The organism is Granulicatella sp. HMSC31F03 (genome assembly GCF_001807725.1).
Classification (GTDB): Bacteria; Bacillota; Bacilli; order Lactobacillales; family Aerococcaceae; genus Granulicatella; species Granulicatella adiacens.
This window is the reverse complement of the sequence record NZ_KV790841.1, coordinates 22775-46722: the sequence shown is the minus strand read 5'-3', so window position 1 is coordinate 46722 and position 23948 is coordinate 22775. Positions and strand designations below refer to the sequence as shown.

Here is a 23948-nt window from a genome sequence, read left to right as displayed (position 1 = left end):
AATTTCTTCATCAACACTATTTGACAAAGAGCCGATAAAAACACCTAGCATTCACTAGGTGTCCATCTCTATGCTTCTTCTCCAGCCTTAGTTCCCTCAAGCGTCCATTTTAAGTACGCATCCATAAACGGATCTAAGTCTCCATCCATGACCGCCCCAATATTTCCTGTCTCATATCCAGAACGTAAGTCTTTTACCATTGAATAGGGGTGGAAGACATAATTTCGAATTTGAGAACCCCAGGCGATATCTTTTTGCTCACCACGTATAGCTGCTAATTCTGCCGCCTTCTTCTCTTCTTCTAATTGGAATAATTTCGCCTTCAACATCGCCATCGCTTGGTCTCTGTTTTTAAATTGAGACCGTTGAGCCTGACTTTGTGTCACGATTCCAGTTGGAATATGCGTAATACGTACCGCAGAAGACGTCTTATTAATATGTTGTCCACCAGCACCACTGGCACGATACACATCCACTTTTAAGTCATCTGGATTAATTTCAATATCAATATCTCCATCCATTTGAGGAACGACGTCTACCGAACAGAAAGACGTATGGCGTTTTCCAGCCGCATCAAACGGTGAAATACGAACGAGACGATGTACGCCTTTTTCAGAGCGTAAATATCCGTATGCATTTAACCCCTCTATCGACAAGGTTACAGATTTAATCCCTGCTTCATCTCCGTCTTGATAATCGACCGTTTCCACACGGTAGCCATGCTTTTCAGCCCAGCGCATATACATACGAAGTAGCATACTTCCCCAGTCTTGCGATTCCGTACCACCAGCTCCTGGGTGAATTTCTAAAATCGCACTATTTTTATCATGTGGACCGTTCAGTAACATACTTAATTCGTACTGTTGTAAGTCTTTTTCAAGAGACTGAATCGCCTCAACGATTTCCGCATGCACCTCTTCATCTGGCTCTTCTTTATACATTTCAAATAATAAACTTGTTTCTTCATGAGCTAATTCCATTTTATGGAAAGTATCATAAATCGACTTTAATTCATTATTCTTTTGAATGACTTGATTCGCTTTTTCGCTATCGTCCCAAAAAGATGGTTCTGACATCTCTTGTTCGTAAGCAGCGATATCTTCTTCTAGGCGATCTAAGTCAAAGAGACCTCCTATAGCTGATAATTTGCTCATTCATGGTTTCAAGCGCATTTCTAATTTCACTAATTTCCATATTGACCTCTTTCTAACAGAAAACGGCGAAATTCTTCGCCGTCTCCTTCATTTATTAATCTTTTTCTGAATCGTCATCAGAAGTTCTATCGTGACCTGTTGCCACAACACTACGAACTCCTTGAACTTGTTCACGTTGTAAGTTTTGACGAATTTGAGATTTCATCAAGATACGTGTTACATCATAGTCGATTTCAGCAATCATTTGTTGGAATCGTTCGTACCCTTCAGTTTGGTACTCCGTTAATGGATCGATTTGTGCATATCCACGTAAACCAACACTTTGACGTAATTGGTCCATATCATCGATGTGATCTGTCCACTTACGGTCAACCACACGTAAGATAACTACTTTTTCGAACTCAAGCATTTGATTGTCGCCATTCAATTGCTCTTGTTTTTCTTTGTATATTTCCATTGCTTTTTCATATAAGAGTTCTTCGATTTCAGCAGCTGCTTTGCCTTCTAAATCGCTAAGTGAAAGTTCATCTGGAGCACAGATTGAGTTGTGAGCAAAGTCCACAATTCCCTCTAAGTTCCATTCTTTTTGATCCGCTAAAGTATGGCTTTCCACTACACGGTGGATAGTACGGCGAATCATTCCTTTAGTTACATTTTCAAGAGATTTCTCTTCATTGATAATTTGTAAACGTTGAGAGTAGATGATTTCACGTTGTTCACGCATTACTTCATCGTACTCTAGGACACTTTTACGTGTATCGTAGTTGTTTCCTTCAACACGTTTTTGTGACGACTCAACTTGTTTGGTTAACATCTTACTTTGGATGAAGTTATCATCTTCTTCATCTGTTAAGTTTAGACGTTCCCAGATAGCTTGCATCTTTTCTCCACCGAAACGTTTCATTAAATCATCTTCTAATGAAAGGTAGAATTGTGTTGCACCTGGGTCCCCTTGACGTCCACTACGTCCACGTAATTGGTTATCGATACGACGGCTTTCGTGACGTTCTGTTCCGATTACGCAAAGTCCACCTAGTTCTTTCACGCCTTTACCAAGCTTAATGTCAGTACCACGTCCGGCCATGTTTGTCGCGATTGTTACAGCACCACGTTGACCTGCTGACATGATAATTTCTGCTTCTTTAAAGTGGTTTTTCGCGTTTAGTACTTCGTGAGGAATCCCTTCTTCGCGTAGTAAGTTCGAAATCAATTCACTTGTTTCAACTGCAACAGTCCCTACAAGGATCGGTTGTCCAACTTCGTGACGTTGTTTAATATCGTTAACAACCGCTTTAAATTTACTACGTAGAGATGGATAAATTAAGTCTTGTCCGTCAACACGTTGAATTGGTCGGTTTGTCGGAATAGCTACAACGTTCATATTGTAAATTTCTCTGAATTCTTCTTCTTCAGTCTTGGCAGTCCCTGTCATTCCTGATAATTTACGATACATACGGAAGTAGTTTTGGTAAGTGATTGTCGCCATTGTCTTAGATTCGTTTTCAACTTCTACGCCTTCTTTAGCTTCAATCGCTTGGTGAAGACCATCTGAGTAACGACGACCTTCCATGATACGTCCAGTAAATCCATCAACGATTTTAACTTTACCTTCATCCACTACATAGTCGATGTCGCGTAACATAATGTAGTTTGCACGTAAAGCTTGGTCGATATGGTGCACAAGTGCTGCATTATCAACATCGTAAAGGTTTGGTAGGCGGAATGTTTGTTCCGCTTTGTTAATCCCTTCGTCTGTTAATGAGATTGTTTTAGAAGTTAAGTCGATTGTGTAATCTTCTTCCTCTTTTAAGCCTTTAACAAACATATCTGCACGTTGGTATAATACTGTTGATTTTTCAGCTTGTCCTGAAATGATCAATGGCGTACGCGCTTCGTCGATTAAGATTGAGTCTGTTTCATCGACAACTGCGTAGTTCAATGGACGTTGTACCATTTGTGATTTGTAAACCACCATGTTGTCACGTAAGTAGTCAAATCCTAATTCACTGTTTGTGCTATAAGTGATATCACTAGCATAAGCTGCACGTTTTTCTTCTGAAGACATTCCTGTTAAGTTTAACCCTACAGATAGTCCTAGGAAGTTATATAACTCACCCATTTCGCGTGCGTCACGACTTGCTAAGTATTCGTTAACTGTAACTACGTGTACTCCGTCTCCTGATAATGCGTTTAAATATACAGGCATTGTCGCTGTTAAAGTTTTACCTTCACCAGTACGCATTTCCGCAATGTTCCCATCATGAAGTGTAATTCCTCCCATGATTTGAACTTTATATGGGAATAAGCCTAATACACGTTTAGCTCCTTCACGTACTAACGCGAAAGCTTCAGGAAGAAGAGCATCTAAACTTTCCCCTTTAGCATATCTCTCTTTAAATTCTTCAGTTTTTACTGGAAAATCAGCATCTTCTAATGCAGCCATTTGAGATTCTAAAGCAATTACTTTATCCGCTAATTTCCCTAAACGGCGTAATTCGCGCTTATCATTTTCAACTAACTGTCTCAAAAAATTTGCCATTTAATTAACTCCTTTTTTATCTTCATCAATCGTCCTTATCTTAAAGTATGTAGATGATGAATATTTTAAAACTAATAAAGTCCTACAAATTGGTAACTAGACCTATTGCATCTTATTCATTTTACCATTGTTTAGCTAATTAAGAAAGCAAAAAAAGGTGACTTTTTTCAAAGTCACCCGATTTTTTTATTAATTTGTTTCAATCAAACCATATTTTCCATCTTTACGACGGTAAACAATGTTTGTTTCGTTCGTTTCAGCATCTTGATAGATAAAGAAGTTATGGCCTAACATGTTCATTTGAAGAACAGCTTCTTCACTATCCATTGGTTTCAAATCAATTCGTTTTGTACGAACGATTTCTAATCCTGTTTCCTCTTCTTCCGGAGTTTCTGGAAGTGTTGGTAACACAATATCAAAACCTTTTTCACGAGATTTACGATTGATTTTTGTTTTATGTTTACGAACTTGTCTTTCCAGTTTATCTACTACTAAGTCAATGCTTCCATATAAATCAATTGAAGTTTCCTCAGCACGTAGAACTAAATAAGGAAGTGGAATTGTTACCTCAACTTTTGCAGTCTTTTCAGTGTAGACTTTCAAGTTAACGTAAGCAGTCGCATTAGCTACGTCAGTAAAATACTTTTCAAGTTTGCTAATTTTCTTTTCTGCGTATTGGCGAATCGCTTCTGTGACCTCAATATTTTCTCCACGGATATTATATTTAAACATAATACTCTCCCCTTTCATCTGGAAAACCAGATTTGAAGAAATACCCTAAGGACCACTCTTAGGAATTGCTTCGTTTGATTTCTATAGTTTTATTATAAAGCATGGCCCTTGTTTTTACAACCGTTTTCAAGCTCTCTTTCATTAAGAATTAGTAAGGAAAGTCTTTATTTTTGCGAACTTTTCTTTATCTTTTTTGTTTTCATTACCTAAATAGTTTTTCCTTAGTTTTATAAAATCTCTATTCTTACTTTCCTTTTTCAACCCCGTTAAATACATTGAATCTCAAACACTTTAACAAAACATCATAAAAACTTCATCAAAAGAAACCGTTTTAATTGTATAGTAGAATTATAAACAAACTATAAAGGAGTTATGATTATGGAAAAAGTATTTGCTAGTCCGTCTCGTTATGTTCAAGGGAAAGATGTTCTTAAAACTGGGCTTTCTCACGTTTTGGCCCTTGGTGATCGACATCTTCTTCTTTGCGACCCTATTGTTTATGATTTAGTCGGTAAAGAACTAGAAGAAAATCTCCTTAAAGAAGGTGCGTTTGTTCATCGTGAAATCTTCCATGGTGAAGCAACCAATGATGAAGTTCACCGCGTTGCTGAAGTCGTGAAGGAACATCACTTGAATGTTGTCATCGGCTTAGGTGGTGGTAAATCTATCGATACAGCTAAAGCGATTGCAGATGATTCGAATTGTCCAGTAGCAATTTTACCAACGATTGCTTCGACTGACGCTCCAACTTCTGCTCTGTCTGTTATTTATTCAGCTGAAGGCGTGTTCGAACGCTATCGTTTCTATAAGAAAAATCCTGAATTAGTTTTAGTGGATACAAAAGTCATTGCTAACTCTCCTGTTCGATTATTAATCTCAGGTATTGCTGACGCGCTTGCAACTTGGGTAGAGGCTCGTGCGGTTATTGAAGCCCAAGGAGGCACAATGGTCGGTCAAGTGCCCACTCTTGCAGCAGAAGCAATCGCTCGTGTTTGCGAAAGTACTTTATTCGAAAATGGTCTACAAGCTGTAGCAGCGGCAAACGCAAAAGTAGTTACTCCAGCTTTAGAAGCCGTTGTCGAAGCCAACACACTTCTCAGCGGTATCGGTTTTGAATCTGCTGGTCTGGCAGCTGCTCATGCCATCCATAACGGATTCACTGCAATTCATGGAGACATTCATTCTCTTACTCACGGTGAAAAAGTCGCCTATGGTACATTAACACAACTGGTATTAGAAAATCGTCCAAAAGAAGAACTTGATAAATACATTACTTTCTACAAAGCACTCGGATTACCAACTACGCTTAAAGAAGTGAAATTGGATTCTGTTCCTTATGAAGACTTACTCAAGATTGGAACACTTGCAACACAAGAAGGTGAAACCATCCACCAAATGGCCGTTGACTATACCGCCGAAGATGTCGCAAATGCTCTGCTCGCTCTTGACCAATATGTCACTACAAGATTCTAAAATTAACTAAGTCAACTAGCCCAAGCTGATTACTGCTTGGGCTAGTTTAATGAATGCTTTTGTATCATTAATGATACAAAAACATTTATGATACACTTTTTATCTAAATAATGTCAGAGATTCCACTTCTTCAACACCCATTTCCGTTAATGCTTTTGCGGCCAAATGTAACGTAGCGCCTGTCGTATAAACATCATCCACCAATAAAACTTTCTTTGGAATCACCACACTCTCTTTTATTTTGAAGGGTTGCTTCAACTGCAAGCGTTCTTGCCTTGTTTTCTCCGATTGCTTCTTTCCACTGCCTATATGTTCTAAAAGCGAAACGGTAGATACATGACACTGTTCCAGTATATACGGAATCGTCTCGAACTCTCTCTTCATTAGACTTGCTTCGGACGAAGGTAATGGACAAAGAACGAAACCATTCTTTTGATACTTAAGCAACTCTTGCCTTAATTCTTTTATAACCAACACCGTCACTCTTGTATCTCCAACAAATTTGAACAACTCCATAAACTTTCGCCCTGCTTCGTCATAAGCATATAAGGCAGTGTTCTTTAAAAGAACTGCTTCTTTTACTTGATGCCATTTTTGACAATCCGGGCAAACTTCCACTTTCGTCATCAGTCGTCCGCACTCTAGGCAAGTCGGATGTTTTTTTAATTCCATAAAAGGCTTTTCACAATGGACGCAAGTACACTTTCGGTTTGAACCCAGTAAAAACGAGAGTATTGGCTGAGCTCGATCAACTTCTTCTCCGCACCATAAACATTTCATTTGGACTCCCTCCCAAGAAGCGCTTGTTGATTTAAGTCTTTGATTTCCCAGACCGCCTGAACCATCGCCTTTGTTTTCCCATTATGAAAATACACAACTTCTCCTGTCGGGCATTCTGCGGTCCGTCCAACGCGTCCTGCGATCTGCACCAATACCTCTCTTGAGAATTCCTCTTCGTGGGCATTGACGACACAAACATCGACTCCGGGAAAAGTGACTCCTCGCTCGAGAATCGTCGTCGTCACTAGAAAATCGAGCTCTCCTGCTCTCATCTGCGCAATTCTCTCTTGCCGATACGGTTCTTTAGAACTAACCGTCTCGAATTTTGCATTTGGAAACTGTCGTCTGAGAACTATTTCAATCGGAACAAGGAGTGTAATTCGTGGTACAAATAACAAAAACCGTTTGCCTGCTTTAACATGTTCCTCTATAAAACGCTGAACAGATTTTGGCACTTTCTTCTTTTTCAATCTTTTGTCTAAATCTCCGATAAAACTCATCGTTGGTACTACTAGTGGTTTCTTGTGATATCGCTCTGGTAACAAAGATACCGACAGTTCTTTCCGTTTGATTCTTTTTTCTAGCGTCTGGGAAGGTGTTGCTGTTAAATACAGCAAGCACCCATCCTCTTTGACCGCTCGATGAACCGCGCGAATCAGTAATTCGTTATCACGGTATGGAAACGAGTCCGTCTCATCAATCACCACTAAATCAAATGCGCGGTAGAACCTGAGCATCTGGTGCGTCGTCGCAATCGTAAGCGCCACTCTCTTGTACCCTTCATCCGACTGCGAGTGCAAGACGTTTTGTTCAACTGCTGGGAAAGCTTCCTTCAAACGAGGCGCCAACTCCACACATACATCAATTCTTGGTGCGGCAATAGCGACTCTCTTTCCTTGCTGTAACATCCATTCGATGCTCGAAAAAATCATCTCCGTTTTCCCTGAACCTGTCACTGCCCAAAGTAGGTGCTCACGAAAACCAGTTTGCTTTACAACATTCAAGCATTCCAAAGATAGCTGTTCCTGTTTTGTGCTCAATGTATGTTTATAGTGCGCTAATGCTTCTGTTCTTTTTGGAAAAGGCTGCTGTTCTTCAGGTGTCGCAATTACGACACTACACTCCTTCACCTTTCCCATTGCAATGCACTTCAAGCAATACAAACATTCACCTTCTACGCAATTGATACAAGGTCCTTTCGCAAATTCCAACGAATCGGTATTCCCACAAAATTGGCACTGCTTCTGCCTATTTTTGATAGTAATCCCCACATCTAGCACTGCATTAGGAGAAACTTTACGCTCTTCTAGCATCGATTGAAACACTGCCTGGATTCGCCCAACTGTCTCTTCCATCTTCACCACCTCATTCCAAACTACGCAAAAAAACAGAAGAAGATTTCTCTTCTTCTGTTTTTTGTTTGAAAGGAGTGCTTCTATTATGAGAAGAATGCGAGTAATACCCCCGCCGCAATCGCACTGCCGATAACTCCGGCTACGTTTGGTCCCATTGCGTGCATTAATAAGTAATTACTTGGGTCTTCTCTTTGCCCTTCTTTTTGTACAACACGGGCGGCCATTGGTACAGCAGATACCCCTGCAGCACCAATCATTGGATTAATCTTACCGCCTGATAATTTGTACATCAATTTACCCATTAGAACCCCCGCTGCTGTTCCTCCAGCAAACGCGATTAACCCTAATAAAGTAATTTTAAGAGTCGATACGGATAAGAATAATTCCCCTGTTGCTTTTGCTCCAACGGTTAATCCTAAAATAATAGTAACACCGTACATCATCGCATTTTGTAGAACTTTTGTAATGTTTGGAACTACCTTAATTTCTTTAATTAAGTTACCGAGCATTAAGCATCCTACTAAAGGTGTTGCACTTGGTACTAATAAGCTGACAAAAATTGTAACGATGATTGGGAAAAGAATTTTTTCCGTTTCACTGACTTTACGGTTTTCTGTCATCTTCACTAGACGTTCTTTCTTCGTTGTGAGCGCGCGAATAATTGGCGGTTGAATAATTGGCACAAGCGCCATGTACGAGTACGCTGCTAGGGCGATTGCTGGTAATAAGTGCGGTGCAAGTCTTGTTGTTAAGAACAAGGCGGTTGGTCCATCCGCACCCCCGATAATCCCTACTGAAGCAGCTTCTTGCGGTGTCATTCCCCACATTACTGAAAGGAAGAATGCGACGAAAATACCGAATTGAGCTGCCCCACCAAGCAAGATAGTTTTCGGATTTGCTAGTAGAGGTCCAAAGTCTGTTGAGGCCCCTAAGCAAAGGAAAATCAACGGTGGATAAATCCCAAGGTTCGTTCCTTGATATAAGTAATACAAGAGTCCACCAGGTCCATTTTCAGTAGGAGCATCCATTAATCCTGCTAACGGTAAGTTTACAAGGAGCATCCCGAACGCAATCGGAACCATTAAGTATGGTTCATACCCTCGTTTAATTCCTAGATATAGAAACACGCAGGCGATAATTAACATAATGATATTTTGAATTGTTAAATTATAGAGCCCACTCGTTTCAATCAACTGTTGAATGACTTCCATAAACCATCGCCTCCTAAATCGTTAAGAGTGGTTGGTTCGATTCGACAGATTCATTACTTGATACATGAATTGCTTTCACAACACCGTCACAAGGAGCAAGGATTTCATTTTCCATCTTCATGGCTTCTAAAATCACAAGTATATCTCCTTTTTCCACTGCATCACCGACATTTTTATTGACCGATAATACAATCCCTGCCATTGGAGCTGGCACTACTTCACCGTCTCCTGTTGGAGCTGGAGCAGCTTTCTTTTCTTCCATTGGCGCATTAGGTGCTGGAGCTGCTGCTAATTTCTGCGTTGCTTCTTCATTTGAAATTTCTTTTAGTGAGACGATAAATGTTTCGCCATTTACTTCTACTTCATATTTTTTCATTTAGTCCACCTTCTTTTCAATCGATACAATCTCAAAGTGCTTGTCTGGTACATCCGCACTTGCTTTCGTTAAAGCTACTAATGCGGCTACTCTAGCAAGTTTATTCGTTTCAAATAGTGTTCCATCATTTGTTGGAGCCTCAGGTTTCACCTCAACTGGTTTCCCCACAACTCCAACTGTTGTATGACTCTTTGCTTCCAGGATTTGGATAACTTTAGAGCTTCCTTGCATGAGGAACATTAGAATCGTCAACATCACAAACACAATTCCCATTGAAACGATTGTGATCCATAAGATTTCTAATAAACTTAGTTGCATAACTCTCTCCTCACTTTACAGTCGCAAAAATCTTCACGATTTCAGATGGTTTTTGCCATTGTCCATTTTTCTTAAGCAAGAATTCTTTGCCGACTTTAGGGAAAAGTGCGTAAGTTAAGACGTCTTCGTCACTTCTTGCTAAATCTCCAAGTTCTGCTTTGAGTGTTTCGAATTCAGGTGGCAAATGATTTGCTGGTCGATCCGTGATAACTTCTTGATCCCCAATGATTGATCTTCTGAAGCTTTCTTGAATGGGTACTGGTGATTGTCCATATGAACCAAGTAAGTATGCTTTCACTTCGTTTGAAACCACTTTATAGCGTTTGCCAGTAAGAACATTCATCGTTGCTTGAGTTCCCACCATTTGGCTCATTGGAGTTACGAGTGGTGGATATCCAAGGTCTGCTCTTACTTTTGGCACTTCTTTTAATACTTCTTCGTATTTATCCGTTGCACCTGCTTGAGTTAATTGAGAATACATATTCGATAACATCCCACCAGGAACCTGATATAAAAGCGCACGTGGATCTGGTGTTAACATTTTTGGATTTAATGTTCCATCTTTAATGTATTTATCTTTAATTACTCGGAAGTGGTCTGCAATTGGTTCTAATTTTGCCAAATCAACGGAGATGTCATAGCCAAGTTCACGAAGCGCAATCGCTAACGATTCCGTAGGCGGTTGACTAGTTCCTTCACTGAGTGGTGAAAGAGCTGTGTCGATACGGTCCGCACCAGCTTCAATGACTGCTTGATAAGTGAGTTGCGCAATACCACTTGTGCAGTGAGTGTGTACAACGATTGGAACAGTAATCACTTCTTTTAATGCACGAACAAGCTCAATACCACGAGCTGGTGTTAAAATTCCAGCCATGTCTTTCACACAGATAGAATCCGCACCCATTTCTTGCATTTTAGCTGCTAGTTCTTTGTAATAGTCAATCGTATGCGCATCACTAATCGTGTAACAGATTGTCATTTGCGCTTCTTTACCTGTCTTCTTCACGGCATTTAGTGAAGCTTCCAAGTTACGAACGTCATTTAACGCATCGAAAATCCTGAAAATATCAATCCCATTTTCTGCTGATTTTTCGACAAATTTTTCTACAACATCATCGGCATAGTGACGATATCCCAAAATATTTTGTCCGCGTAACAGCATTTGAAGCGGTGTTTTCTTTAAATGTTTTTTCAAGGTGCGAAGTCTGTCCCATGGGTCTTCGTCTAAGAAACGAATACAGGCGTCAAACGTTGCTCCACCCCAACATTCTAAAGAGGCAAATCCTGCTTCGTCTAATTGATCTAAAACAGGGAGCATATCTTCAATTCGCATACGGGTTGCCATCAACGATTGATGAGCATCCCGTAAGATTGTATCTGTAATTCCTATTTTTCGAGTCATCACCGAACACTCCTTCCACTATAATACGTCGATAAAGCGTTCGATTGTCTTGATGCTTTCAAGAGCATCTGTTGGAATTTGATGTTCTTGATTTGCATCATTAAATGCTTTCAAGTAATCCAAACGGAATTGCATACGATCACGAATCAATTCAGCGTAGTCTCCGTTCATTTCAGGCACTTCATAGCCTTCTACTGGTAAGTATTCCATTCCTGGAAGGCCGCCAAACAATTCAAATTTTGCTTTGCCATCAACAACTGTTTCAATTACACCAAGAGACACTTCTTTCGTCACTTTCTTACCTAAGAAATCCCCTGTATTGATAATGTAGCAATCTACTCCTTTATCAAATAAAGCTTTGAATTTTTCGTAGTCTTCTACTAATGGATAGACACGGAATGGATTTGCGTATGGTTCGATAACGAGCGCATCTAAGTTTGCTCCAGCCCCTGTATTTTCAGCTGTTGAACGTTTTGTCATTAAAGTACATCCTAAAATAGATGCTAAACGTGGGTCTGTGATTTTCACTAATGGTGGAAGTGCATCATCTTTCATAATCCAGAAAATAGATTGAATTGGTTCTTGAATCTTATCGACGCGGTTCGGGGTTGAATAACGAGATTTAATTGTTCGCCCGTTACCGTTCCGAATATCTTCTGTTACTAATACTTTACGGCCGTTTTCATCCAGAGTCACACCGCAGTTTTGAACCGTTACGAAGTAATCTTGTTCTCTGTGACCTGCTGGATAGTCATTTGTTTTGTCGAAGTAAGAAGGTTCCAAAGCTACAGATGAACCATCTTCTACTGAAATCACAAATGCATCGTCGTGTAATACTTCAATATCATATTTATTATCATGTTTTGCGTGCGTTAATGTAGACTTCCCTGATCCAGATAATCCAAAGAAGCTTGCAACATAAGAAGCGCCTTCTTTACGGAAAATCTTCAAACCACCGTGACAAGAAACGTAGTTGTTACGAGCGGCAGTTGCCCAAGCAAGTGTCAATGTTCCCTTTTTGATTTCCCCAAAATAACTCATTCCTAAAATTGCAGCACAATTATGTTTCGTATCAAAGAACGCTAATCCATCTGGGTAATCAGGATGTCTCCATGTAGGATCAAAGAAAATAAAAATGTCATTTTCATCATATTGTTTCGATGCATCGTAACGTCTCTTATATTGGTCATTGAAAATTTGGAAGTTCAATAACCAAGAATATAAGTTATTAATATGTTCTTTAGGCATCGTGATGTGCGCTTTTACCATAAAGTCTTCATCAAGACCTACAATAGCCGTTCCTTTAATAAACGGTTTGAAAGCGCTGTTATAAATTTCGTCGCGAATAATTGGAATAATCTTTGCATCTTCTGACGGATTATTCCCTAAAATTCGACGAGCTTTTGCCGTACGTCCAACGACACTCCCATCCACTACCGAAAGAATATGCGCATCCTCGGGTAATCCTAAATCCTTCGCATTTGCTACGAATGCATCTAATACAGTTGTATTGGGTGCATGTGACGCTAATTCATACGCCTCTGCCAGAGTCGGAATTTCAGTCGCATTGTTCGAATAAAAAGCTGGTTCAATAGTTGCCTTCAATTGCGAAAGATGCGGATTGCTCTTGCGTATAGTGTCTGTAGCGAAACGATCAATTGTTGCCATAATATCAACCTTCCTATCTTTTTATTGATATCTTTATTATACACGAAAACGCTTTAAATGTAAGCGTTTTTGTGAAATTATTTTCTAATTTACTTATTTTTAACATTAATGTTCTATTACAAAAAAGCTGGATTATCTCCTAAAAGAGATAATCCAGCTTTTTCATTAATTCAATAAACAACACTCCTTCCATACAGCTTTTATTCTGTTTCTATTTCAAAACACATTCCTGTATTTGTTGCATAAAAGCGGTGTTTAATTTCTTCTTGTTTTAATAATTGATGGACAATGTATAATCCTACCCCATTACCACTTCCTTTATTACTTGTCGATGGTAGTAATGAATATGCCATCTCTATTTCTTCCTCCGTCAGAGGTTGACAAGGATTCTCTATTTTTAAGATACCATTTTTAGCAGAAACTTTGATAACACCTCCTTCATTCGAGTAACGAATCGCATTAATCATCAAATTATTCCAAACTTTTTGGAAGGCCATTTGGTTCATTTCTATTGTTGAAGATTCTAAATCCGTTTCAATAATTAAATTTCTTTCTTGTGCTAAAATTTTAAATTCTTTGTTCCAAATAGGAATCATTTTTTCTAGTTGAATCGATTGCTTTTCCATTGTGCTTTCTTGTAATTTTGAAAGCTCCAATATTTCTTGAACTAATACAGATAACTGGTCCACTTTGCCAAGGGATGCTACTAGATATTTATCTCGATCTTTGTATTTTCCTACATTAAGGCTCATGTTTTCTAGCATAATTCTTAAACTAGCAAGTGGTGTTTTCAACTCATGCGAGGCACTACGAAGAAAATCCACTTTTGTTTTTTCTAAGCGAATCATTTTTTGATTCTTTTCTTCTAGTTCATCAATTACCGACAATAAATGTTGATACAAATCATTAATTTGCACTTCCATCTGTCCAATCTCATCTGAACTTGGTTCTAAAAAGGCTGCATCTCTTTCTAAATTCATCATTTTCTCTGTGACTCGAGACATTCTCATCAGAGGTCTTGATAGTTTTCTTGCGTAAATATAAGAGAAAATTACTGCCGTAAATATCGAGATGGCTAAAGACAATGGTAAATAATGGAAAGTGACTCGCGTGGCTTGTTTGACCATTTCCGTCGTTGACACCACTTGAATAAATAATTTTTTCCCATCCTTAGTCGTGACTTCACGGTCTTCGATAATCACAGAATGTTGATTGCTGTTCTCATCTATTGGTAATTTTGCCCCTAATGTTAGACTTTCTCCAGTGCTTTCATGCTTCAAATACGCTGTTATACCTTCATTATTGGCATACACTTGTAATGCTGAAGCAGCTCCCTTTTCATCCACTTGAGAAAGACTCTGTACAAGAACATCTGCTTTTCTACTCAGTTCTTGCTGCCGTTCTTGCATGTAAAAATGCGGGAAAGCAAAATATAAGAATAAATGAGCAACCGCAACGAGTGATATTAATATACTAAAAGTATAAATGAAAATTTTTGGAAATAGTTTTAATCTTCTCATTTTAACTCCAATTTATATCCAACATTTTTAATAGTAACAATACAATCTAATTTTAGCTTTTTACGTAGCTGTTTGATATAAACATCCACGACTCGATCAAATGGTGGGTCTTCATGGTTAGACCAAACATGATCTAAAATTTGTGAACGGCTCAAAGCTTGTCCCTCATGCTTCACAAGCAGTTTTAGAATCGACAGCTCTTTAGCGGTCACTTCTACTAATTGATTATTTACATACGCTTCAAATCGCGTAAAATTAACACTTGTATCCTGATAACTCCAGGTTTCTACTTCTCCATAATGTCTTTTTAGCAAAGCCTCAATCCTCTTATAAAGGACCATTAGAGAAAATGGTTTTTGAATATATCCATCCACAAGTAATTCAAAGCTTTTTACTTGAGTCTCCTCATCTTGTAAGGCTGTTAACATCAATATTGGGACATTACTTTTCTGTCGAACTTCTTCTAATACTTCAAACCCATTCTTTCGGGGCATCATAATATCTAATAAAATTAAATCAACGGATTCTCGGTTAAATACTTCGAGAGCTTCGACACCATCACAAGCTTCAAAGACTGTAAATCCTTGTTCACTTAAAAATTCTCGAACACCTTCTCGAATAGCCTCTTCATCTTCAACAATTAATAAATTCAAAAACATCACCTCTCTTTCTATTATAACAATCTTTACTATTGTAAACTACCTTTATTCCGTATCCTGTAACAAGCTCTTCGGTGATTTTTGTAAAATCAATGCGCTCGCAAGGAATACCGCAATGACAATAACCACTAATCCAAGTCCAATAACGATTCCTTTGTCCATATTTGAAACTGTTACTGATAGTTCCGTTAGCGTCTTATTAAATCCATCTACTGCAGCACCTCCACCTAAGTTAGCTGATTTTGCCTCGTTGGCAAGTTGAGTTCCTAAACTACTATTCACTTGTCCTAAAATTAATTTTCCAACCCATTCACTGACAGGACCACCTGCTAAAAAGGCTGCCCCAAAACTTGCGATACTTACCATTCCTACTTCATATAGCATTTGTGTAATAATCGTTTTCTTTGTCATCCCTAATGCTAATCGAATTCCGATTTCCTTACGACGGCTGTTTGTCCACAAGAACAAGATTAACACTAAAATAATCGCAGAGAAAATTAGACTTCCGATGAATAATTTATTCGTTAGACCATACACAAGGTTAATTGATTTTTGTAAAGTTGGATAGTTTTGGCTACTTTTCACTAATGTATAAGCTTTCCAGTTAATTCCTAATTTTTTAGCTTGTTCCATTACCTTATCGATGTCATATTCTCCTGAAACTAGGAAAGTTGCATCTAAATAAGTGCCATCTTCTTCACTAAATCCATACATTAAACGGCTTGTTTTTAAGTCTGTTAAAATTGTATTTTCGTATAATTCTTGAGGAGCAGTTACTCTTCCTTTATTTTTTCCACTAAATGTTCCGACAATCGTTACTTCAGTTTCGTTGTTTGCTTTCTTTTCATTATCCGCATCATAAATATTGGATTTTAATTTAATCTTGTCTCCAACTTTTAAATTGTTTTTCTTAGCAAAGTCTTCATGAACCATTGCGACGTTCGTATCTGAATCTGTAATGTGTCTTCCAGATGTTAATGTGAATGTTTGAGCCGCAAAACGTTCATCCATACTTGAATCATTAATTCCCGTTACCATCGCAGCTTTTCCGAAACGTTTCACACGGTTTGCATCCAATTTAACACCTTGAGCTGGGATTAATTCTTGATCAACTAAGTCCGCTACAACTTCCATTCGTTTAATAGCTTTTTGAACTCCTTCAATCCCTTCAATGGCTTTAATATCTTTTCCCTTCAAGTTACCCCCACCACGAGCAGTTCCTTGATTGTGACGACGGTCAATTTGCATTGAAAAAGACGAATTAATCGATTTAAAGGTTTCTTTTGCAGCTGTGTCTGTCGCATGTTTTACAGATAAACTACTTAAAGCAACAGTTGCCATACTGAATAAGATAAAGAAAATTATGAACGATTTAAATTTCTTTCTAGTCACGTATGCCCAAGCATTTTGAATAATTCTCATTTATCTCACCCCTTCTTTCCTTTTGATTTTTTTAATTGTCCTTCTTCCAGCGTAAGAACTTCGTCACAAGCGTCGGCTACTTGTGGACTATGAGTCACTACAACTACACACTTTCCGCTTTCGTGAGCAGCCATTTTTAAAATATCAATAATTTCAGCAGCTGTTCCTTCGTCTAAGTTCCCTGTTGGTTCATCTGCTAAAATGATAGGCGCTTTGGATACTAAAGCTCTAGCAATAGCTACACGTTGTTGTTGCCCACCTGATAGTTTCAATACATTTCTATGAATCAGTTCTTCTCCTAAGCCTAATTTTAGAAGAATTTCTTTATCCGCTTTTTCGTTTACAAGTTTGACATTTTCAAGCGGTGTTAAGTAATCAATCAAATTGTAGTTTTGGAAAACTAAACAAATATGATCTCTACGATGATCGCTGTAGGAACCTTTTGCAATATCTTCTCCTTTAAATAGCACTTTTCCCTTTGTTGGGCTATCCAACCCTGCTAATAAAGATAAGAATGTTGATTTCCCAGCACCCGATTTACCTACAACAGCAATAAATTTTCCTTCCTCAAACTGTGCATTTAAATCTTTTAATACATATTTTTGCGCATTCTCATAACGATAGTAAATATTTTCTAATGATAACACTGACATAAGACCACTCCTTTAATTCATTTGACTTAATATTTTCTTTGGTTTCTTCATTAAGATTACAGCTGTACTAAATAGTACTGCTAATACAATAATGACAATGACGATGACTAATGTTTTAGCACCCTCCATTAGTGTTAGCTGCGGTAAACTGGATTCAAATAATGACTTGACCTGAGCAGGTATATCATCTGATGAAATCAATCCTGAGTAAAATTGATTTGCCACAAACTCACCAAAGAATAATGCGATTAAATAACTTCCTGAAGCAATCGTAAACAGCTCCAGTAAAATTTGACTAATAATTTTTCCTCTTGAAATACCAAGAGATAATAATATTCCAAATTCATGGATTCTTTCACGTAAGGTGAATAATAAAATTAAGAATAATATAATGACTGCTAATGCGAACACAGATCCCGTTAATAACATCATTAATGATTTAAAATTAGATATCGGACCCGATACTTGTTCAAAAACTTGTTCATTTTTGGATAATTGTAAAGTTTCCCAATTTAGTGAAAGTTTTTTTACTTCTTTAATCACAGAGTCTAGTTGTGAAGGATTTTTTACAGTATAGATAGCTCTATGAACAACTTCATTCGACTCCTTATTACCTGCTAATAACTGACTCGTTTTATAATCCATATACATACGATTTTCAGTTAAATCACTTGTGAGCCCTGTAGATTGCTCTGATAATTTCCCGTTAAAAATCCCAACGACTTCAACAGTGATTTCATCATAAGAGCCTCCACCTTCTTCTCCATTCTTAAACAGTTTCATTTTGATTTTAGAGCCAACCGTCCAGTTGTTCTCTTTCGCTAACTCTTCATGAATAAGAACTTTATTTCGATCTTCTTTTGTTAGTGCTCTCCCACTTTGAATATTTAATGCTCCACTGGCAAAATTCATTTCATTATTGCTATCACTAACTCCTCGAACACCCACTAGCTCACCGAGATTTCCTTGATCTAGTTGAACAGATTGTTCTCTTTGAACAGCTTTAGCATCTTGCAATTGCCCTACCGCATCATATTCATATTGAACCTCTTTAACTCCATCTGTTTTCTCAATTTGAGTTAATTGCTTCTTTTGTATCCCCCCATCATTTAAGATTGATTCAACTTGAAAGCCTGAATTTGAAAGACTAAGGAGTTTCTCTTCAACCTTCCCAGTACTTTCTTGCATCGAAAGAACTGCTAATACTGCTGAAGAAATTAGTACCATAATGAAAAACAAAATTCCTGTCCGAATTTTCTTTCTGATTAAGTATGCTCCAGCGCGTTTCTTCCAATCCATTTGCTCACTTCCTTTCCTTATCCCTGATTTCATTTTGCATTCCCAATATGAAACCAATATGAAATAAATCTACAAAATAAACAGAGCTATTAATTTTAGATTTTCTTAAAACTAAAAAAGCCGGACAAACGTCCAGCTTTTTCTCATTTAATATCTTTCTTTCATCGCACGGTCGATTTCGCGTTTCATATCCTTTTGCTTTAAGGCGTCACGTTTATCGTAATTTTTCTTCCCTTTCGCAACTCCGATTAATAACTTCGCAACGCCATTTTTAATGTAAACCTTCAGTGGCACTACTGTGTTTCCGGCTTGCTTTACTTGTTCGAGCAAATAATTAATTTGCTTTTTATGAAGCAATAATTTTCTCGTTCTTAATGGGTCATGATTGAAAAGCGTCCCTTGTTCAAACGGACTAATATGAACCCCTACAAGAAAAGCTTCTCCTTGCTTCAAGCTCACATATCCATCTTTTAAATTGATACGCGCTTGACGAACCGATTTGATTTCTGTTCCGGTTAAGACCATCCCAGCTTCAATCGTTTCAAGAATTGTATAGTCATGACTTGCTTTTCGATTTTGTGCGAGCACTTTATCGTTCGTTCCTTTAGGCATTCACGAACCTCCTAGCGTCTTTTCTTTTTCGTTTTAATGGCTTTTTTAAAGCGTTGGCGTCCTTTTGATTTTTTGCCTTTCTTAGAAGACTTATCATCAAAGCGTTCACCTTTTCTTGGTCGTTCAGTTTTAGCCAATTTTGCATCTTCTACGAGTAGGAAATCGACTTCTCTAGCTTCCACATCTACTTTCACACATTTCACACGAACACGGTCCCCAATACGGTAACTTACACCCGTACGTTCGCCAAGTAAAATCATATGGCTTTCAATAAAGTTAAAGTAGTCTTGTTTCAAGTGAGAAATATGAATTAATCCTTCTACGGTATTCGCTAACTCCACAAACATTCCGAATTTTGTCACCGAGCTTACGATACCATCGAATTCCTCTCCAACCTTATCTTGCATATATTCGGCTTTCTTCAATGCATTCACATCACGTTCCGCCTGTACTGCAAGTCGCTCCATACGAGACGATTGGTCTGCAATTTGTTGCAACTTATCTTCTAGAAGCATTTCTTCTTTCTTCGATAAATGACCTGGATGTTTTCCGTAATGACGAATCATACGATGAACGATTAAGTCTGGATAACGACGGATGGGCGAAGTAAAGTGCGTATAGTCTTCGGCTGCCAGTCCATAGTGTCCCGTTGGCGTAATATCGTATTTGGCTTGCTTCATTGAACGGAGCATCATCGTTGATACTACCGCTTCATACGGCTCACCGCGCACTTCATTCAAGGCCTTTTGCAACTTCTTCGGTGTAATCGAATCGTTCTTTCCTTTAATCGTAATTCCAAATGCGGTAATAAACTCTAAGAATCTTTGAAGCTTTTCGCTATCCGGATTTTCGTGAATACGATAGATGAACGGAACCTTCAATTGTTCATAGTGACGAGCCACTGTTTCGTTAGCAGCCAGCATAAAGGACTCAATGAGTCGCTCTGCTACGCCACGTTCACGTAGTACAATTTCAGTTGGGGCGCCTTTTTCGTCCACAAGAATTTTTGCTTCTTGTGTATCAAAGTCAATCGCTCCACGTTCCATACGTCTACGCTCAAGAATCTTATGTAATTCTTTCATATTCCAGAGCATTTCTTCAATCTCTGGAGTGATTTTTTCGGAAGCTTCATTCGTATTGAATAATACATTCACTTCATCATAAGTTAATCGCTCGTTCGATTGAATCACACTTGGGAAAATCTCGTGCTGATAAATTGTTCCGCTACGGTCAATTTCCATGCGTGCAGTTAACGTTAATCGCTCTTCATATGGATGTAGCGAGCAGATTCCGTTTGATAATCGTTGCGGTAACATTGGAACCACACGGTCTGTTAAATACACACTTGTTCCGCGTTCGAATGCTTCCTTATCCATTTCAGAATTTTCCGTTACATAATAAGAAACGTCGGCGATGGATACCGTTAAGACAAAGGTTCCATCTTCGCGTTTGACTAGAGCTACCGCATCATCTAAGTCTTTGGCATCTGCTCCGTCAATTGTCACGGTTAATTCTTGGCGTAAATCCACACGCCCTTCGATTTCTTCCGGTGAGATCACATCACTCACACGGTTGGCTTCCTCTATAACAGAGTCTGGGAATACTGTTGGAATTTTTAATTGATGTAAAATCATTAAAATATCCATGCCGACAGCGTCTTTATAGCCGATTTCTTTGACGATATGCGCCTTCAAGACGAGTTCGTGACGCTCTGTTTCATAACTGTCAACTTCGGCAATCACGACGGTTCCGTCAACTGGGTTTAATCCCTTTCTAGTCACATAACATTTCGTTTTCTTTAATTTAGAATCTTTTAATGCAATTTCGCCACAATAGCCTGTTTGCATCATAATCTTCGATGGGTAACGTGTATAAATCCCCACCACTTGCTTCACAGCGCGTTCTATGATTTTCACGATTGTTCCGCTTGCAGATTTATCGTTATAAGGATTTTCTTCTTGTACGATACGAATCGCAACTGTGTCTCCATCCATAGCGCCATGGACATCCGTTCTTGGGATAAAAATATCTGGTTTTCCTTCTTCAACTGTGACAAAACCAAATCCTTTATCGTTTAATCGGAATGTTCCTTCTAACGTACGATTTTTTTGATTGAATCCAAATTTACCTTGTCGTGTTAATACAATTTTTCCAGAATCTTCGAGGTCAGCTAATTGTTTCACTAAAATCTTAAAGTCCTTTGAACCAGTAAATCCGAAATGCTCACTAATTTCTTGAACAAAAAAACTTTCGGATTCATGTTCCATAAAGAAAGCCATTAAGATTTCTTCTAATGATTGTCTCATTTCTTTACCTCCATTCTTGTTGATTTAGAAAAGAGAGAACAGTCTCTTGGAATTCCATTCTAACAGGACTGACTGTAATGACATGCCCGGCTTCTTCATACCAATGCAATTCCACTTGAGCATTCACCAAAGCTTCTTTTAATTCTAAAGAGGCTTCAGGATTTACAAGTGTATCTTGTTCCCCTTGTGCAATATAAAAACTTCCAGTTACTTTATCTAAATTAGATGCTACTTCACTTGAAAAGATTTGTAGTTCATCTAATTGTTTTTGGGCTTTCAACTTCATCTCGATACTATCAAAAGGACGATTTAGTTTTAAATAAGAAGCTTGAGCATACATCATAAAACTTTTTAACAACCCAGGAAGTTGCGGATTTCTTACAGAAATCGGTGAGCAAAAAGTCCCAGCATAATCTACCAGTTGCTCCGTTGCGGCCTTTGTAGCCATAATTCCTCCCATAGATAGACCAAAAGATGCAATCGTATTAAACCCCGAATTTTTAACAAATTCGATTGCTTTTTTAGCATCTTCATACCATTTCTTAGGTGAATTATTAAGAATATCATCGACATCAGGAGTCCCATGGCCAGAAAATACGGGAACATAGACTGCATAATCATGACGATGTAGAAACTGTGCAAGCATTCTCACATCTGCCGGTGTCCCAGTATAAGCATGAAATAAAATCACCGCTCTTGTATTACCTTCTTTTCTTAACCATAATGCTTCCATATTAAACTCCTCTGAATCTATAAAATAAAAAAAGTACAATTGGTTGGATGTCCGAACAATTGTACTTAAAAATCATTATTTTGATGAAATGTATGCTAAAGCAAATGCCAATAACATGAAGATTGTTCCTAAAACAACAGTAACACGAATTAAGAACGCCTCAAAGCCACGTGCTTTTTGTTTTCCAAATAATTGCTCCGCTCCACCTGTTAAAGAACTTGCCGCATTTGTCTTAGAAGGTTGCATAGCTACAACAATAATTAATAATACGCATACCACTACCATCAGTGATAAAATCAAATTGTACAAAGGATTCCCTCCTTAACTAAAATTCTTTTCAATTTTAACACAAAAATCACGATATTTCTACTCTTTCACGCAAAAAGCCTACAATTCGAACTACAATTCAAAACTTTGAAAACATGGTATAATAGAAAAAGACAAAAATGAATGGAGTGACGGAATGAAAGGTTTTGTATTTTTTGATTTGGATGGGACGCTACTAAATGGGGAGTCAAAAGTAGATGCGTCTACTGCAGAGGCCATTCAAACGCTAAAAAACAATGGGTATGAACCCTTTATCGCAACAGGACGTTCTCCTGCAGAAACACGCGATATTATGGAGAGTGCGAATATCCACTCAGGAATATTTATGAATGGTCAAGTCGTTCTTTATCGAGATCAGCTTGTTTATTCTTCAGAGATTCCAACTGAAACAGTTGAAAAATTTCATCAAATGGTAAAAGAAGATGGATATGGCCTTACTGCATACAATGATAAACAGTTCTATTTAGTAGCATCCTCTCCAGGAGCTAAAGATGCTTATGGATTTATCCACTCTAACCCACCAGCACTTAATCCAGATTTCTATAAAGAAAATCCAATTAACATGATGCTCTTTATCTCGCTTCCACCAGCCGAAGAAAAATATAAAGTAGCTTTCCCAAATCTTGATTTCCTTCGAAATACACCGTACTCAGTCGACGTAATTTCAAAAGGAAATTCTAAAGCGGAAGGCATCAAACGCTTTTTAGAACACTTAAACCAAGAAGATGCCAAAACTTATGCATTCGGAGATGGGCCAAACGATATCGAAATGCTCCAAGCAGTATCTCATCCTGTAGCCATGGGCAATGCCCTCCCTATTTTAAAAGAAATTGCTGAATATATTACAACAGATAATACAGATAATGGGATTGTAAATGGTTTAAAACACTACGGACTTATATAAGAAAGAAGGAAGACGAATGTCAATCTATGAAATCGAAGTTCCAACTATTGACGGTGGCTCAACTACTCTTGAAGAATTTAGAGGTCAATTATTGCTGATTGTCAATACCGCAAGCGGATGTGGACTCGCACCCCAGTTTGAAGGCCTGGAAAAACTCTATTTGGAATTTAATGAGAAAGGCTTCTCTGTTCTTGGGTTCCCTTGTAATCAATTTGCAGGGCAAGAACCTTTAACTGCCGAACAAGCTGCCACCCATTGCCAATTAACGTACAATACGACGTTTCCAATGTTCGGCAAGGTAAAAGTAAATGGCCCCCAAACTCATCCTCTCTTTGCTTTATTGAAAAAAGAGACAACTGGACTTTTAGGCGAAAAGGTCAAATGGAACTTCACAAAATTCCTCGTAGCTAAAGATGGAACGATTTTAAAACGATTTGCTCCTACTACAACGCCTGAACAAATTCGAGACGAAATCGCAAGTCTTCTTTCATAATCAAATATATGA

Annotated in this window: 22 protein-coding genes; 3 read left to right on the top strand and 19 right to left on the bottom strand. The window is 38.2% G+C overall.

The annotated features are described in order from the left end of the window. Positions 1–68: 68 nt before the first annotated feature. From prfB to hpf, 3 genes are all read right to left on the bottom strand, one after another. A protein-coding gene (gene prfB, locus HMPREF3106_RS01015; RefSeq protein ID WP_210384818.1) for a peptide chain release factor 2 occupies positions 69–1194 on the bottom strand; the annotation gives its coding sequence in 2 pieces (ribosomal slippage) (positions 69–1121 and positions 1123–1194; 1125 coding nt in all). Between the two features lie 54 nt (positions 1195–1248). Next, positions 1249–3693 carry a preprotein translocase subunit SecA gene (gene secA, locus HMPREF3106_RS01010; RefSeq protein ID WP_070443837.1) on the bottom strand — a complete coding sequence of 815 codons (2445 nt, stop codon included), beginning with the start codon at positions 3691–3693 and terminating at the stop codon, positions 1249–1251. Between the two features lie 189 nt (positions 3694–3882). Next, positions 3883–4425: a ribosome hibernation-promoting factor, HPF/YfiA family gene (gene hpf / locus HMPREF3106_RS01005; RefSeq protein ID WP_070437010.1), complete on the bottom strand. Its 543-nt coding sequence runs from the start codon at positions 4423–4425 to the stop codon at positions 3883–3885. 378 nt (positions 4426–4803) lie between these two features. On the opposite strand from hpf, the gene HMPREF3106_RS01000 reads away from it, so the two are divergent. Then, entirely contained in the window at positions 4804–5898 is a 1095-nt protein-coding gene (locus HMPREF3106_RS01000) for a glycerol dehydrogenase (RefSeq protein ID WP_070443834.1), read from the top strand. A 99-nt stretch (positions 5899–5997) separates the two neighbouring features. Here HMPREF3106_RS01000 and HMPREF3106_RS00995 read toward each other — a convergent pair whose 3' ends face one another. The 16 genes from HMPREF3106_RS00995 to secG form a co-directional block, all read right to left on the bottom strand. Next, positions 5998–6570: a ComF family protein gene (locus tag HMPREF3106_RS00995; protein ID WP_168132801.1), complete on the bottom strand. Its 573-nt coding sequence runs from the start codon at positions 6568–6570 to the stop codon at positions 5998–6000. A gap of 104 nt (positions 6571–6674) precedes the next feature. After that, on the bottom strand, positions 6675–8033 hold the full coding sequence (locus tag HMPREF3106_RS00990) for an ATP-dependent helicase ComFA (protein ID WP_070437007.1): 1359 nt from the start codon (positions 8031–8033) through the stop codon (positions 6675–6677). Positions 8034–8116: 83 nt separating this feature from the next. Beyond that, complete coding sequence (locus tag HMPREF3106_RS00985; RefSeq protein ID WP_005604919.1) at positions 8117–9244, bottom strand: sodium ion-translocating decarboxylase subunit beta; 1128 nt, start codon at positions 9242–9244, stop codon at positions 8117–8119. 13 nt (positions 9245–9257) lie between these two features. Then, positions 9258–9620: a biotin/lipoyl-containing protein gene (locus tag HMPREF3106_RS00980; RefSeq protein WP_070437006.1), complete on the bottom strand. Its 363-nt coding sequence runs from the start codon at positions 9618–9620 to the stop codon at positions 9258–9260. Next, entirely contained in the window at positions 9621–9938 is a 318-nt protein-coding gene (locus HMPREF3106_RS00975) for an OadG family protein (protein ID WP_070437005.1), read from the bottom strand. Between the two features lie 10 nt (positions 9939–9948). Then, positions 9949–11340, bottom strand: a complete 1392-nt coding sequence (locus tag HMPREF3106_RS00970) for an oxaloacetate decarboxylase subunit alpha (RefSeq protein WP_070437004.1) — start codon at positions 11338–11340, stop codon at positions 9949–9951. 18 nt (positions 11341–11358) lie between these two features. Further along, entirely contained in the window at positions 11359–13008 is a 1650-nt protein-coding gene (locus HMPREF3106_RS00965; RefSeq protein WP_070437003.1) for a phosphoenolpyruvate carboxykinase (ATP), read from the bottom strand. Between the two features lie 200 nt (positions 13009–13208). Beyond that, on the bottom strand, positions 13209–14528 hold the full coding sequence (locus HMPREF3106_RS00960; protein ID WP_070437002.1) for a sensor histidine kinase: 1320 nt from the start codon (positions 14526–14528) through the stop codon (positions 13209–13211). Next, positions 14525–15181, bottom strand: coding sequence for a response regulator transcription factor (locus HMPREF3106_RS00955; protein WP_039848833.1), 657 nt, complete (start codon positions 15179–15181; stop codon positions 14525–14527). The genes HMPREF3106_RS00960 and HMPREF3106_RS00955 overlap by 4 nt, the downstream gene beginning before the upstream one ends. Positions 15182–15232: 51 nt before the next feature. After that, positions 15233–16609, bottom strand: coding sequence for an ABC transporter permease (locus HMPREF3106_RS00950; protein ID WP_070437001.1), 1377 nt, complete (start codon positions 16607–16609; stop codon positions 15233–15235). Positions 16610–16614: 5 nt separating this feature from the next. After that, positions 16615–17262 (bottom strand): ABC transporter ATP-binding protein, encoded by a 648-nt coding sequence (locus HMPREF3106_RS00945; RefSeq protein WP_005604905.1) that lies wholly within the window; start codon positions 17260–17262, stop codon positions 16615–16617. Between the two features lie 12 nt (positions 17263–17274). Further along, positions 17275–18561 (bottom strand): ABC transporter permease, encoded by a 1287-nt coding sequence (locus tag HMPREF3106_RS00940; RefSeq protein WP_070437000.1) that lies wholly within the window; start codon positions 18559–18561, stop codon positions 17275–17277. A gap of 147 nt (positions 18562–18708) precedes the next feature. Then, a complete protein-coding gene (smpB, locus tag HMPREF3106_RS00935; RefSeq protein ID WP_005604901.1) occupies positions 18709–19173 on the bottom strand; it encodes an SsrA-binding protein SmpB in 465 nt (154 codons plus the stop codon). Positions 19174–19184: 11 nt separating this feature from the next. Next, positions 19185–21479, bottom strand: a complete 2295-nt coding sequence (rnr, locus tag HMPREF3106_RS00930; RefSeq protein WP_070443831.1) for a ribonuclease R — start codon at positions 21477–21479, stop codon at positions 19185–19187. 4 nt (positions 21480–21483) lie between these two features. Beyond that, positions 21484–22212: an alpha/beta hydrolase gene (locus HMPREF3106_RS00925; RefSeq protein ID WP_070443828.1), complete on the bottom strand. Its 729-nt coding sequence runs from the start codon at positions 22210–22212 to the stop codon at positions 21484–21486. Positions 22213–22287: 75 nt separating this feature from the next. Continuing rightward, positions 22288–22521, bottom strand: a complete 234-nt coding sequence (gene secG / locus HMPREF3106_RS00920) for a preprotein translocase subunit SecG (protein WP_039848716.1) — start codon at positions 22519–22521, stop codon at positions 22288–22290. A 154-nt stretch (positions 22522–22675) separates the two neighbouring features. Between secG and HMPREF3106_RS00915 the strand changes: the two genes are divergently transcribed. Beyond that, on the top strand, positions 22676–23443 hold the full coding sequence (locus HMPREF3106_RS00915; RefSeq protein ID WP_070443825.1) for a Cof-type HAD-IIB family hydrolase: 768 nt from the start codon (positions 22676–22678) through the stop codon (positions 23441–23443). Between the two features lie 16 nt (positions 23444–23459). Beyond that, positions 23460–23936 (top strand): glutathione peroxidase, encoded by a 477-nt coding sequence (locus HMPREF3106_RS00910; protein ID WP_070443822.1) that lies wholly within the window; start codon positions 23460–23462, stop codon positions 23934–23936. The last annotated feature ends 12 nt before the right edge of the window (positions 23937–23948 follow it).